Genomic DNA, 12779 nt, shown 5'->3' on the forward strand with positions numbered 1-12779 from the left:
GCCGTGACGAAGTACTTGTACTTCAGGCCGGCGAACGCAGAGGCGTCCCGGTAGGTGGGGGTGGTGACGTTTTCGGCAATCAGCTGCGGTTCAGCTTCGAAGGATGCCTGGCGGAACACCTTGTAGCCGGCGGCGTCTGCCACGGCATCCCAGGCGAGGTCCACGGTGGGCGGTTCGGCGGCGGCATCCACGGACGTGGTGTGCAGGTTGGTGGGTCCCACCAGCAGCGGGGTAACTTCCAGGCCGTTAAGACGCTGGCCGGATCCGCTGATGGTCACGTTGAGCTGGCCGTCGGAAACCAGGACCTGGTTGATGATCTTGGTTGCCGAGGAGGCCCGGCCGGAGGACACCTGGCCGAAGGGCGTGCCCTCGGCGGCGATATCAGTCCGCGTGGAGCCGATCCAGTCGCTGTGGTATGTCTTCAGGGCATAGGTGCCGTTGGGAACGTCGAGCTGGAATTCGAAGCTTGCGCCGCTCAGGACGAAGTCCCGCAGCAGGTTGCTCGTCACCGCGCCCCGGTCCCGGTCGCTGAGCACTGAGACGTCCTTGAAGCCGAAGCCCCGCTCCCTGGTATAGGGCATGGTCCGGTTGACCTCGGTGTAGCCGGCCTCAACCGGCGCCCCCACAGGTCCGAAGTCGAACTTGTACTTTGCCTGCTTGGTGGTGACGGTGAGGGCGTCGCTGAATTCCGAAAGTCCCTTGCCGTTAAGGGCGGCGACCCGAACGTTGTATGCGGTGCCTTCGGTGAGTCCACCCAGGTTGACGGTAGGAACGGTGGAGGTGGTGGTGAGCGCGTAGGCGCTGTCCGGCTCGGAAGCCAGCTTGCGGTAGACCTTGTAGATGTCCGCGCCCTCAACGGGCTGCCACTTGAGAAGTGCCCCGGCGTTGGAGACACTGCCGGCCACGAGTCCCTGCGGTTTGGCGGGAACGGCCGACGGCGGCGCGATTTCCTTGACGCGGGAGGCCAGGGGAACGTTGAGCTGCTTTACACCGCCAGCCACCAGGCGCGCGATCTGAATGGCGCCGTATTCCTGGAAGTGGGTATTGTCCACCGTGCCGGTGGGACGGTTGGGGTAGACGCCGGCATCGACGTGGAGGAAGACGGACTTGGTGTCCTCCGGACCGATCTCGTCGTAATAGGCACGGCTTGAGGCGGAGAGGTCCACCAGGGCAACGTTTTCCTCGGCCGCCAGTTCCTGCATCTTGGCGACGTACTCGGGGAAGCTCACCCTGAACTTGCCGGTGGCTTCATCGAAGTCGCGGCGTCCCACGGGGGTGACCAGGACGGGGGTGGCTCCGCGCTGGCGCGCGCCGTTGACGTAGGTTTTGAGGTATTCCTTGTAGTCCGCGGGGGAGGCGTAGCGGTCGTCGACGCCGATGGTGGCGTCATTGTGGCCGAACTGGACCATCAGGTAGTCGCCCGGGTTGATGACGCGGAGGATCTCGTCCAGCCGTCCCTGGCTGATGAAGTTCTTGGTGCTCCGGCCGCCGATGGCATGGTTTTTGAAGGAGACGCTGCCGTCGAAGTACCTGTCGATCATCTGGCCCCAGCCTGCCTGGGGGGCGAAACCGGGATCATAAGTCTGGACGGTGGAGTCGCCGGCAAGATAGACGCCGGGGTCCGTGGTGGCTGTACGGGGAGCACGGGCAGCAATGACCAGGGAGTTGATCTTGGCCGCTGTTCCGGTGAAATCCAGGTTGAGCTGTCCGTCCACCAGGGAGATGGGGAATTCCATTTCCAGGTACTGGCCGGCCGGTTTGTCGGTGACCTGGACCTTGGCCATCTTCTCGGCCGTGATGGCAATATTCGTGGCTTCGGCTGCGTCGCCGGCAATCAGCTTGACGGTGTAGTCACCGTTGGGAAGGTCCACCAGGAATGAGCTCCCCTGGGCCTGCACGAAGTCGGAACGGAGGGCGTCGCCGGTGCCACGGTCAGTGCCGGAGGTGACAGCGGTGTCGGTGAAGCCGAACTTCCCGGCGGCGGAGTACTGGGTAGCCGCTTCAACCCGCGTGTAACCGTCAGCCGTGGATCCCGGGCCAAAGTCGAACCTGAAGCCGCTGCCCACGGCTGGCAGTGCTGTATCCGCATGCGCTGGCGGAAGGCCACTCAGGGCGATGGCGGCAGAGGCAACAGCTGCGGTGGCAGCCTTGGTGCGCGGACTGAGGATCCTGAACCGTCGTGGCGGACCCTCTGTGGGACCGGGGATCGCTTGCGGGTTTTCGGTCACGGACATCTCCTTCGATGAGCGGGGCAAAGCGGCCCCACCATCTATTGGAACGATTCAAAGCAGCAGCAGGCGCTGGATTGGGAGCATGCTGGTGGATGAGATTCCCGGGGAGTGAACCCGATAAAAGAAAGGCTGAGACCTGGGTGTGGTGATGCAGCTCTCACTGCAACAGTCACTTGTTTATCAGCAGCATCAGGGCGTTGGCAAGCGTTTTCCCATCTTTCCCGTGTCTTTTTGGCGCGGGATGTTCCGCTTTGTTACTCCCTCGCGCCTCAGGGCGTTAACGCCCGACGGCGGATGCGCACTGAAGTGCCCATCCGCCGTCAGGCGTTTCCCGGCCGGTCCCGGGGGTGGTTCTCAGGCCAGGACGGCCAGTTTCGAGTTGCGGCGGCCAAAGAGGGCGCGGTCCACTGAGACGCGGCCGGCGCCGGTCAGGGTCAGGGCGAACGCTGCTGCGGCGAGGAGCAGCACGAGTTCGTAACCGCCGTTCGCGGCAAAAACTCCGGCGGAAGCGTGCACCAGGAACAGGGCTCCCAGCATGTCCACGACAAGGAGGGCTGCGACCACCCGGGTAAGGATGCCCAGGATCAGGGCGATGCCGCCTGCGAGTTCCAGGACGGCGATTGCCGGAGCGGCCACTTCGGCTGCCGGGACCCCCATTTTGGCAAAGGATGCCTGGGTGCCGGCAATGGTCCACTCGTTGAACTTCTGCCAGCCGTGGGCTGCGAACAGGAAGCCCAGGATGATGCGAAGAGCGGTTATGGCGGTGGTGGTAAGTCGTGACTGATTCATGCTTCCAGTGTCACCGATAAATAGTTGAAGTGTCAACCAATTGCGTCTTAGTGTGTCCCTTGTCATGGACGTTCATGCACCGGAGGTGCCCCGTTAGGCTGGCACCGTGCCACACATCCCTGCCCCCGCCACCGCCGCACGGCCTCAAGGCCAGAGTCGCGAGATCCTTCGGCTGGCCGTTCCCGCCTTCGGCGCCCTGGTGGCCGAACCGCTCTTCCTGCTCGCCGACTCAGCCATCGTCGGCCATCTCGGAGTGGCCCAGCTGGCAGGCGTTGGACTCGCATCGGCGGTGCTGCACACCGCCGTCGGGCTGATGGTCTTCCTCGCCTATTCCACGACCCCTGCAGTAGCCCGCGCCATCGGTGACGGACAGCTGGGTAAGGCGTTGGCCGCAGGGCGCGACGGCGTCTGGCTGGCACTTCTGCTCGGCGTGGTCCTCGCCGTCGCCGGCTTCCTGGCGGCGGACCCGCTGATCGGCCTGCTCGGGGCGGAAGGGGAGGTGCGCACCTTTGCCGTCGACTACCTTCGCTGGTCCACGCCGGGGCTGGTGGCCATGCTGCTGATCTTTGCCGGTACCGGACTGCTGCGCGGCCTCCAGGACACCAGGACGCCCCTGGTGGTTGCCACTGCCGGATTCGCATTGAACATCGTCCTGAACCTGTGGCTGGTCTATGGGCTTGGCTGGTCCGTGACAGGTTCAGCTGTGGGAACCAGCGTGGCCCAGTGGGCCATGGCCGGCGTGTACCTCGCAATCGTCAGGCGCAATGCCGTACGCAACGGCGTGGCACTCCTGCCCAGCTGGCGCGGCATCCGTGCCATGACACGTGTTGGTTCCTGGCTGATGCTTCGCACCCTGAGCCTCCGGGTGGCCATCCTGGCAACGGTGCTCGTTGTCACGGCGCAAGGCACGGTCAACCTCGCCGCCCATCAGCTGGCAATGACCATTTTTTCCTTCCTGGCCTTTGCCCTGGATGCCCTGGCCATTGCCGCCCAGGCCCTGATCGGCAAGGAGCTGGGAGCGGGAAATGCGGTGAAGGCACGTCTCCTGACGGCAACCATGATCCGGTGGGGGCTCGGTTTCGGTGCGGTGACAGGCCTGCTCCTGGCGCTGGCGGCTCCATGGGCAGGGGCCCTTTTCACCTCCGATCCTGAAGTGCAGCGGGTGCTGGCACTTGCGCTGTGGGTCCTTGCGGCCGGCCAGCCCGTCGCCGGCTACGTCTTTGTGCTGGACGGGGTGCTCATTGGGGCCGGGGACGCGAAATACCTCGCACTGGCCGGCGTGGTCAACCTCGCCGCCTACGTGCCGATGCTGGCGGCTGTGGCGTTCCTGGGTCCTCCCGGGGGCGGAGGCCTGGCCTGGCTCTGGGCAGCCTTTGCCATTGGATACATGGCTGCGCGGGCCCTGACCCTCGGAATCCGCGCCCGGTCTGACCGGTGGATGGTGCTGGGTTCCGGGTAGGACCCGTGCGGATGCCCAATGTTCTGCGCAAGGGATTGCGCCACTAAACTGGACCAGTGACGCAACCAAGGACACCCGCCGATGCCGCCCCTGCCACCGGCCAGCGGCCGGACCTCTGGCAGCCGGTCCTGCTCCGCTCGGCCGCCGCCCTGGTGTTCGGCGCAGTAACCATATTTTGGGCATCGCCCTCCGTTGAGGTCATGGGATGGGCGGGAGGTTTGTACCTTTTGGCCACCGGAGTGCTGCTGCTCCGCACTGTTCCGGCCGCCGGTTTCCAGGCGGCTGCCGCGGCGGGCAAGCTGCTTTCAGCTGCGGGAGCAGTCCTGGCCGGTGCTGGTTTTTCCCTGGCAATGCTGCACAGCGATCTGCTGTTCGGTGTGGTTGCTGCCGCAGGACTTGGCCTGGCCGGGGCGTTCGAACTGCTGTGCGGGCTGAAGCTGCGCGGACAGCACCCGCTGGCCCGCGACTGGATCACCTCCGGAGCCATCGGCCTGGGCACCGCAGCCCTCCTGCCGTTCTTCATTGGCCTGGGGGCCCATGCCCTGCTGGGAGTGGCCGGTGGAGGCGCCATCATTTCAGGCGTCCTGTGGGTACTTTCGGGGCTGACGCTCCGGCACGATGCCCGCAGCTCCCCCGGAAAGCCGTAAACTAGGAAAGCGCGGTTCTACTCCTTGTAGAAAATTTACCGGGCATACCACCGCAACACTTAAACCAGGCCGGCCCGCGTGCCGCCTGCAGGGAGGAATCACCGTGGCAGACCAGCATCCAGGAAAACCGCGCAAGCTGCGGACCTCGGTGAAGGGCCCGCTGATGTTCTCCGCGTTCTGGGCCGTGATCGCGTTCCTTGCCGTCGTCGTCTTCGCCTCCGGCGGCAGTGCACACGCCCCCCGCTTTGACTTGGCTTTCACTGCTGCGGGTATAGCGTTCATCGTCACGCTGGTGGTGGCCGCAATGCTTGCCATGAGCCACAAGGAGAATGCTGAGCACCTGGGTAAGGGATCCGGCGTGAACCTCAGCTCGGCCAGGAATCCGTCGCACGGTTTCGGTGCCGCTTCAGGCCGGCAGGAGCCACCCGCCTCCCCTGACGGCACGGATCCCCGGGCCGGCCGCTAGCCGGTGGCCGCCTGCCGCGCCCGGTAGGCAGCGACATGCGCCCGGTTGGCACAGTTCCCCGTATCGCAGTAGCGCTTCGACCTGTTCCGGCTGAGGTCCAGCACTGCGGCATCGCATTCCTCTGCCTCGCAGATGCGCATCCGGTCCATCTCCTTGCTGCGGATCACGTCCGCCAGGGCCATTGCTGCCTCCGTGCTCATCCTGTAGACCAGCGGCGCCTCCGGCGTGGTGGCGTGCAGGTGCCAGTCCCAGTCATCGTGCTTGACCAGCTGCGGCAGGGCGTGCGCCTCGCGCAGAAGAGCGTTCACGGTCCGCACTGCGGCGTCCTCATCCGCCGTCCAGAGCTCGGTGAGCTGACGGCGCAGGCGCTTCACGCTTGCCAGCTCATCCCCGTCCCGGGTCCGGGATCCGCTGAAGCCTTCCGCCGCGAGGAAGCTGTCCAGGTCCGCCTGGGCGGCAAGACCTTCGCTTCCGTTCGCTGCCGAATTCACCAGGTTCACCACGGTCCGCAGGGCCACCTCAGTGTCAGGGGCAAAAACCATCTTGACTCCTTACAGCGCCGTCCCGTACTGTCATGACCATAACCCCACTTTACTCCTGACAGGAGGCATCGATGCCTGCCGCACGCGGCCGCACCCCAGGCCTGAGGGTACCCGCAGATAAACGCAGCTTCCTCGCCTCCGGCCTGGGCATTGCGCTGTTCTCCTCTGCTGTTTTTGGCCTCTCCGGTTCCTTTGCCAAAGCCTTGCTGGAAACAGGATGGTCCCCGGGAGCAGCGGTCACGGCCCGGCTGACCGGTGCAGCCCTGATTCTCGCCATCCCCGCGGTTCCAGCCCTGCGCGGCCGCTGGCACCAACTCCGGGACAACTGGCTGACCATCCTGCTCTTTGGGCTGATCGGCGTGGCGGCCTGCCAGCTCTTTTACTTCAACGCCGTGGCCAGGCTCTCCGTGGGCGTAGCGCTCCTGCTCGAGTACCTCGCTCCGGTGATCATCGTGCTGTGGCTGTGGGCTGCCAGCCGGAAGCGGCCCCGGGTGCTGACCTTCGGCGGAACGCTTCTTTCCCTCGCCGGCCTGGTCCTGGTTCTGGACCTCACCGGCGCCGTGAAGATCGACGTGATTGGTGTCCTGTGGGGGATGGCCGCCGCGGTGTGCCTTGCCATCTACTTCTTTATCACCGCAAGGGAGAATGACACCCTTCCACCGATCGTCCTGGCCGCGGGCGGACTCATGGTGGGCGCCGTTGTGATGTGGCTTTCCGCTGCCACCGGCCTGCTCCCGATGGCCTTCAGCACCGCGGATACCAGGCTTGGCCCGTGGATCACCCCCTGGTGGGTCTCCCTGGCGGGGCTTGTGGTGCTGGCAACCGTGCTGGCCTATGTCTCCGGCATCATGGCCGCACGCGCACTGGGTTCCAAGGTGGCGTCCTTTGTATCGCTGACCGAGGTTCTCTTCGCCGTCGTGTGGGCGTGGCTGCTGCTCGGTGAACTTCCCGGGGCTGTCCAGCTCCTCGGCGGCGTCCTGATTGTGGGCGGCGTGGTGCTGGTCCGGCTCGATGAGCTGCGGGGTCCTGCCCGGCCGGGCGGCGCGGAGGCACCAAAGGCCGCGTCGCCCCTCGAGCACGCCAACGACGTCGAGCCTGTCCCTTAGGCGGCGGCCCGCGGCGAGCACCCCTGGGGTGCCCGCCTCGACAGATGTGCCTTTGCAATTAAACGCCGGGGCCCGGACACTCCTGGAGTGCCCGGGCCCTTGCCGCTGTGCTTCGGCTCCCGAGGGAGCCTGCTGCGGGACTAGCGGGAAGCCTGGTCCTGTTCTTCGGCGTTGCGCTTGGCCTTGTCGCCGGCTTCCTTGAGTGCTTCTGCCACCTTGGTCAGCATGGTGGTGTGGGTGCCGGACCATTCGTTGCGGAACTTGTCCGCGTCGGGGCCCTCCCAGTTGGTGCTGCTCAGAACTTTGGTGAGAGTGGACTTCTGCGTCTCGATTTCGGACGCACCTGCCTGAAGCTTGCTGCCCAGCTGACGAAGCTGCTGAACGTCTGCACCCCAAATAGCCATCAGTTTCTCCTTGTAGAATCGCGGATCCGAATAAGGTCGGCATCCCCAGCGGCCCCCCGGCTCATCCGGAAGATCCATTGCCTAAAACCTACCCCTGGCTCCGAAACAGTGTCGATGGGCACCCCTGCCCATGCAGCGCTCCCCATGGTTCACCACTGTTCTGCAGAGCCTTAAGGGGGTCGATCCCAGGCGTTCCAGAGCCTAGCATGGCTGTATGTGCCGGAATATCCGAACCCTCCACAACTTCGAACCTCACGCCACCTCCGAGGAAGTGCATGCTGCCGCGCTGCAGTATGTGCGCAAAATCAGCGGCAGCACCAAGCCGTCCAAGGCCAACCAGGAAGCCTTTGATGAGGCAGTCCATGAGATAGCCCACATCACCCATCACCTCCTGGAGGCGCTGGTGTCGCAGGCACCGCCAAAGGACCGGGAAACCGAGGCAGCCAAGGCCAAGGCCCGGGCAGCAGTGCGCTACGGCGCGGCCTGACCGCCCGCGGCTACCCGCCCTGCGTCTGCTTTCCGAAGCTCCGGAGCCGCAGCGAGTTGGCCACTACCAGAACTGAGCTGGCGGCCATGGCGGCGCCCGCGATCATCGGGTTGAGCAGGCCCAGGGCCGCCACCGGGATGCCCACCGCGTTATAGAAGAACGCCCAGAACAGGTTGGTCTTGATGGTGGCAAGGGTCCTGCGCGAGAGCTCGATGGCCTGCGCCACCTGGGCCAGGTCATTGCCCATCACGGTCAGGTCCGCGGCCTCGATGGCCACGTCCGTGCCGGAGCCCATGGCAATCCCCAGGTCGGCCTGGGCCAGTGCAGCTGCGTCATTGACCCCGTCCCCGGCCATGGCCACGGTGGCGCCGCCGGACTGGAGCCTGCGCACAGCCTCTACCTTCCCCTCAGGCAGGACGCCGGCGTAGACGTCCTCCTTGGCGATACCGACGGCGGCCGCCACCTGGGCTGCCACGGCAGCGTTGTCACCGGTGAGCAGGATGGGCCGCAAACCAAGCCGCCTCAGGCGTTCGATTGCAGCGGCCGAGCCTTCCTTGACGGTGTCCCGGAGGCTGATGATGCCGGCGGCGGTTCCGTCCACGGCAATCCAGATGGCCGTGGCGCCGGTGGCTTCCGCTGCTGCAAGCGACGCCTGCTGCTCCTCCGTAACGCCGATCCCGTTCTGTTCCAGCCAGCCGGTGCGGCCGGCTGTTACCACCCTGCCATTGACGGTTCCGGTAACGCCGCCGCCGGGAGCGGAACGGAAGCCCTGGACCGCAGGCAGGGCGCCGCCGTCGTCCGTTGTGTGCAGTTCCCTGGTATCCGCGATGGCTGCCGCAGCGATCGCCCTGGCCACCGGATGTTCTGATGCTGACTCTACGGCGCCGGCCAGACGCAGCACCTCGCGCTCGCCGAAGCCGTCGAAGGCGTCCGTTGCGTCCACGGCCAGGACGCCCGTGGTCACGGTGCCGGTCTTGTCCAGCAGGATCGTGTCAACGGTGCGGGTGTCCTCGAGGACCTGCGGACCTTTGATGAGGATGCCCAGCTGGGCGCCACGTCCGGTCCCGGTAAGGAGGCCAACAGGGGTGGCGAGGCCCAGTGCGCAGGGGCAGGCAATCACCAGGACGGCGACGGCGGCGGTAAAGGCCGCGCGGAGGTCACCGCTGCCCACCTCCGGCCCCGTGAAGAGCAGCCACAGCACGAACGTGAGTGCGGCGATGGCCAACACCACCGGAACAAAGACTGCGCTGATACGGTCTGCGAGGCGCGCGATGGGAGCCTTGCCGGTCTGTGCCTGCGACACGAGCCGCGCCATCTGCGCCAGGGTTGTCTCAGATCCCACCCGGGTTGCGCGGACCAGCAGGCGGCCCGACGTGTTAATGGTGGCCCCCGTGACGCGGCTGCCCGGCCCGACCTCCACCGGGACCGACTCGCCGGTCACCAGTGAGGCGTCGACGGCCGAATCCCCGTCCGTGACCACGCCGTCGGTGGCTATCTTTTCGCCGGGCCGGACCACCAGGACGTCGTCCACCTGCAGCTGGTCGGCCCGGATCAGTTGTTCCTGCCCGTTACGCAGGATGGTGGCATCCTTGGCACCCAGGTTCAGGAGGGCCTGCAGGGCGTCACCGGCCTTTTGTTTGGCATTGGCTTCCATGTACCGGCCCAGGAGCAGGAAGGTGGTGACGACGGCGGCCACTTCAAAATACAGGCCGCCGGTCTCCATGCCTTCCATTCCGGGGTGTTCAGTCATCCGGGGATCGGCCGCCAGTTGCCACGCCGAGAACAGGTAGGCCGCCGTCACGCCGATGGACACCAGGGTGTCCATGGTGGAGGCGAGGTGGCGGGCATTGATGGCTGCTGCCCGGTGGAAAGGCCAGGCCGCCCAGGTCACCACCGGCAGCGCCAGCAGCGCTGCCACCCAGCCCCAGTGCGGGAACTGGGCCCCGGGAACCATGGAGATCACGAAGACCGGAACGGTCAGGAGCGCGGCAAGGACCAGGCGCGGCCGGAGCCGGGACGCAGGCACCTCAGCGGGTGCAGGCGTTTCAGTGCCTGCCTTGGCCTCTGGCGGCCGGCGAATCGTCGCCTTGTAACCTGCGGCTTCCACAGTGGCCGCAATCTGCTCATCCGAGATGCCGGCCGGGACGGTGACGTGGGCTGATTCCAGGGGCAGGTTGACCGAGGCCTGGACGCCGTCGAGCTTGCCGAGTTTCTTCTCCACCCGGTTGACGCAGGAGGCGCAGGTCATGCCCTCAATGTCGAGTTCCACTACCCGGGTGGCGGGCTGGTGGAGGAGTTCCTGGTTGCTCATGCGGGGTCCTTGATCCTGGGGAATCTCTAGGCGTCGTTGGCAACGACCAGGTAGCCGGCCTCGGCCACTGCCTCGCCGATCTCCGAAGGGGAGAGTTCCTTGCTGGAGGTGATGGTCACTGTGGAGATGCCTCCGGCGTTCAGTTCCACGCCTACTTCTTCGACGCCGGCCAGCGCTTCAAGTTCTTCGCTGACTGCAGAGACGCAGTGTCCGCAGGTCATTCCGGACACGCTGACGGTGGTGGTGGTGGGGGAGGTGGTGCTCATGGTTACTCCTTCAGTGCGGCCGGCGGTAGCCGGCCAATGAATGCGGGTAGCGGGGGGGGACTAGCGGAGCAGGCGGCCGATGGCGTCGGCGGCTTCCTTGACCTTGGCATCGATTGCTTCGGCGCGGGCTTCAGGATCGGGTTCGGCGGCGGCGCCCACAACACAGTGGCCGATGTGCTCTTCCACCAACCCAAGGCTGACGGCGTGCAGGGCCTTGGTGACGGCTGAAACCTGGGTGAGGATGTCAATGCAGTACTTATCCTCATCCACCATGCGCGCGATCCCGCGGACCTGGCCCTCGATCCGCTTCAGCCTGCGGAGGTAGGCCTCTTTGTTGCCGGTATAGCCGTGCTGCGCCTGTTCCTGCGCGGATGCAGGCGCAGTTACTGCCACTTCTTCCGTCGTTTTCATATGACGATCTTATACCCCTCGGGGGTATCGAATCAAGTACCCCATAGGGGTATAGGCGCAGGCGTACGGTCCAAACCGCTGTGGGCACAAAAAAGCTCCGGAGTGCGTTATTGGGGGATACGCACTCCGGAGCAGCTTTTGGGCAAATCCGGCTTTCAGGTAGACAGACCGTTCTTGCTTGTTTCAGCTTAGTGGGTGGAAGCGGAGTCCGCTACCTGGCTGAATAACTACTTTCGCTTTATTTTTCGCAGCTCATGAAAGTGCCGGGATACGGTCGCCGGGGTCAGGGCCGGTCCTCATGGGCAGGCATCCGATAGGGGACCACAAGGACGGGCTTGCTTTGATGATGGCTGAGCCACGCGCCTACCGATCCGCTCAATGCTTCTGCAAGCCGATGGGAGAAGCCGCGCTCCGGGGTGCCCACAATGATCATGGGCGCGTCCAGTTCTGCAGCCAGCTGCGCCAGGGCGCGGCCCGAGCTGCCGGTGAGCGTCCGCAGCGACCACTCCACCGGTTTGGCTGCCGCCGGAACTTTCGCCACGGCCGTTTCGATGACTTCTCTCAGCTCCACTGTCCGGGCACGGATGTCCTCATCGTCTGCATCCGGATGGAGGGAAAGCCGGTGGGCGGACCGGGCGGGGTCCCAGTCCACGAGGTAGCTGGCCTCATCCACATAGGCGCAGACCAGGGGAGCACCCAGCTGTGCCGCGAGCGTCGCGGCAGTGTGCAGGACCTCCGGATGCTGCTTGGGCATGATCCCCACCAGCAGAGGCGCCGTGCCGCTGAATCCCTCGGACGTCATAGCCCATTGTCCGCCCGCTCAAGGCCGTCTGAACAGGCCGGGCAGGCCTGTTTGCCCTGGTTGGCCGGAGCCGCCGGGCCCGCAGGGGCGGCGGTGACCACCACGTTCTTGCCCCACGGGTCTTCGGTGTAACAGCTGATGAGGACAAGCCTGTTGGGCACTATGTCCCATATCGGGCTGTCCTTCAGGCCTGACTTCAGGTAGGTTGCCACGCTTTCCACCTGGTAGGACATGCTGCCGGCAGCAGTGTCCACGTCAAAGCGGTCACCCGCCTGCGCTGCGGAGCTGAGCTGGTTGAAGGGAGCATCCGCCCCATCCCAGCTGTGTCCGACCACGTAGGTTGTATTCGCAGACCCGTTCCCCGGCATCCCGAACGTTGCCAGCCAGTAGCCGTCCTTCGTTTCGGGCGGCACGATGGTTTGGCTGGACTGTGCCGCGCCATCCAGTTCCATCCGGTGCACCGGCACCTCGAAGCCTGCCGACGGGTAGCGGATGCGGAGCGGGGCGGCTGCTTCGGGGAGCACGGGTTGCGGGGCAGGAGCCGTTGCAGGCCCGGAAGATTCAGGGACGCCTCCTGATCTGCCAGTTGCGGCGATCGGGGCCGGCCCGGGAGGAACTGATGTGGGCGCGGACCCCGCGGCCGGCAGGGGGCCTGAGCCGTTGCCACCTGGAGCGGTGTTCATGTGGCTGGACAGGGGTGCGCCGAAGGTTATGGCCAGGAAAGCCAGGACACCGCACAGGAGAATTGCCAGATCCCCCCGGCTCCAGCGCCGCCGCGGGCCCTTCGTGTCTGCACTGTGCCGGCTGCGAACCGTCGCCATGGTGGCTCCTAATGGCTCGAGATGGAAAGGAAGGAAG

The 12779-nt window shown here is 65.6% G+C and carries 13 protein-coding genes and 1 pseudogene; 5 read left to right on the forward strand and 9 right to left on the reverse strand.

Translation table 11 applies throughout. The annotated features are described in order from the left end of the window. Window positions 1-278: 278 nt before the first annotated feature. Together CXX84_RS19555 and CXX84_RS09540 are read right to left on the reverse strand one after the other, a co-directional pair. Window positions 279-2234 (reverse strand): annotated as a pseudogene (locus tag CXX84_RS19555) (SGNH/GDSL hydrolase family protein); the annotation flags it as partial. 351 nt (window positions 2235-2585) lie between these two features. Further along, the gene (locus CXX84_RS09540; RefSeq protein ID WP_102976464.1) at window positions 2586-3020 is read right to left on the reverse strand and encodes a DoxX family protein; all 435 of its coding nucleotides are present in this window, start codon (window positions 3018-3020) and stop codon (window positions 2586-2588) included. A gap of 115 nt (window positions 3021-3135) precedes the next feature. On the opposite strand from CXX84_RS09540, the gene CXX84_RS09545 reads away from it, so the two are divergent. The 3 genes from CXX84_RS09545 (at window position 3136) to CXX84_RS09555 (ending at window position 5592) form a co-directional block, all read left to right on the forward strand. Continuing rightward, window positions 3136-4479, forward strand: coding sequence for an MATE family efflux transporter (locus CXX84_RS09545; protein ID WP_102976620.1), 1344 nt, complete (start codon window positions 3136-3138; stop codon window positions 4477-4479). A 56-nt stretch (window positions 4480-4535) separates the two neighbouring features. Continuing rightward, window positions 4536-5126, forward strand: coding sequence for a hypothetical protein (locus tag CXX84_RS09550; protein WP_102976465.1), 591 nt, complete (start codon window positions 4536-4538; stop codon window positions 5124-5126). Window positions 5127-5229: 103 nt separating this feature from the next. Continuing rightward, window positions 5230-5592 carry a hypothetical protein gene (locus CXX84_RS09555; RefSeq protein ID WP_102976466.1) on the forward strand — a complete coding sequence of 121 codons (363 nt, stop codon included), beginning with the start codon at window positions 5230-5232 and terminating at the stop codon, window positions 5590-5592. Here the strand turns inward: CXX84_RS09555 and CXX84_RS09560 are convergent. Then, window positions 5589-6134 carry a CGNR zinc finger domain-containing protein gene (locus CXX84_RS09560; RefSeq protein ID WP_102976467.1) on the reverse strand — a complete coding sequence of 182 codons (546 nt, stop codon included), beginning with the start codon at window positions 6132-6134 and terminating at the stop codon, window positions 5589-5591. The two genes, CXX84_RS09555 and CXX84_RS09560, sit on opposite strands and share 4 nt — an antisense overlap. 71 nt (window positions 6135-6205) lie before the next feature. On the opposite strand from CXX84_RS09560, the gene CXX84_RS09565 reads away from it, so the two are divergent. Then, window positions 6206-7240: an EamA family transporter gene (locus CXX84_RS09565; protein ID WP_102976468.1), complete on the forward strand. Its 1035-nt coding sequence runs from the start codon at window positions 6206-6208 to the stop codon at window positions 7238-7240. A gap of 140 nt (window positions 7241-7380) precedes the next feature. Here the strand turns inward: CXX84_RS09565 and CXX84_RS09570 are convergent, their stop codons facing one another. Then, complete coding sequence (locus CXX84_RS09570) at window positions 7381-7644, reverse strand: WXG100 family type VII secretion target (protein WP_102976469.1); 264 nt, start codon at window positions 7642-7644, stop codon at window positions 7381-7383. 214 nt (window positions 7645-7858) lie between these two features. On the opposite strand from CXX84_RS09570, the gene CXX84_RS09575 reads away from it, so the two are divergent. Next, window positions 7859-8131, forward strand: a complete 273-nt coding sequence (locus CXX84_RS09575; protein WP_102976470.1) for a DUF2277 domain-containing protein — start codon at window positions 7859-7861, stop codon at window positions 8129-8131. 10 nt (window positions 8132-8141) lie between these two features. Here the strand turns inward: CXX84_RS09575 and CXX84_RS09580 are convergent, their stop codons facing one another. The 5 genes from CXX84_RS09580 to CXX84_RS09600 all read right to left on the reverse strand — a co-directional run bounded on the left by CXX84_RS09580 (window position 8142) and on the right by CXX84_RS09600 (window position 12742). Continuing rightward, complete coding sequence (locus tag CXX84_RS09580) at window positions 8142-10442, reverse strand: heavy metal translocating P-type ATPase (RefSeq protein ID WP_102976471.1); 2301 nt, start codon at window positions 10440-10442, stop codon at window positions 8142-8144. Window positions 10443-10468: 26 nt separating this feature from the next. Then, window positions 10469-10708, reverse strand: a complete 240-nt coding sequence (locus CXX84_RS09585) for a heavy-metal-associated domain-containing protein (RefSeq protein WP_102976472.1) — start codon at window positions 10706-10708, stop codon at window positions 10469-10471. A gap of 60 nt (window positions 10709-10768) precedes the next feature. Next, window positions 10769-11119 carry a metal-sensitive transcriptional regulator gene (locus tag CXX84_RS09590; RefSeq protein ID WP_102976473.1) on the reverse strand — a complete coding sequence of 117 codons (351 nt, stop codon included), beginning with the start codon at window positions 11117-11119 and terminating at the stop codon, window positions 10769-10771. 283 nt (window positions 11120-11402) lie between these two features. Then, window positions 11403-11921 carry a universal stress protein gene (locus tag CXX84_RS09595; protein WP_102976474.1) on the reverse strand — a complete coding sequence of 173 codons (519 nt, stop codon included), beginning with the start codon at window positions 11919-11921 and terminating at the stop codon, window positions 11403-11405. Further along, complete coding sequence (locus CXX84_RS09600; protein ID WP_223253048.1) at window positions 11918-12742, reverse strand: class F sortase; 825 nt, start codon at window positions 12740-12742, stop codon at window positions 11918-11920. Before CXX84_RS09600 ends, CXX84_RS09595 begins: the two co-directional genes overlap by 4 nt. Window positions 12743-12779: the final 37 nt, after the last annotated feature.

This window comes from Arthrobacter sp. AFG7.2 (genome assembly GCF_002892835.1).
Lineage (GTDB): Bacteria > Actinomycetota > Actinomycetes > Actinomycetales > Micrococcaceae > Arthrobacter.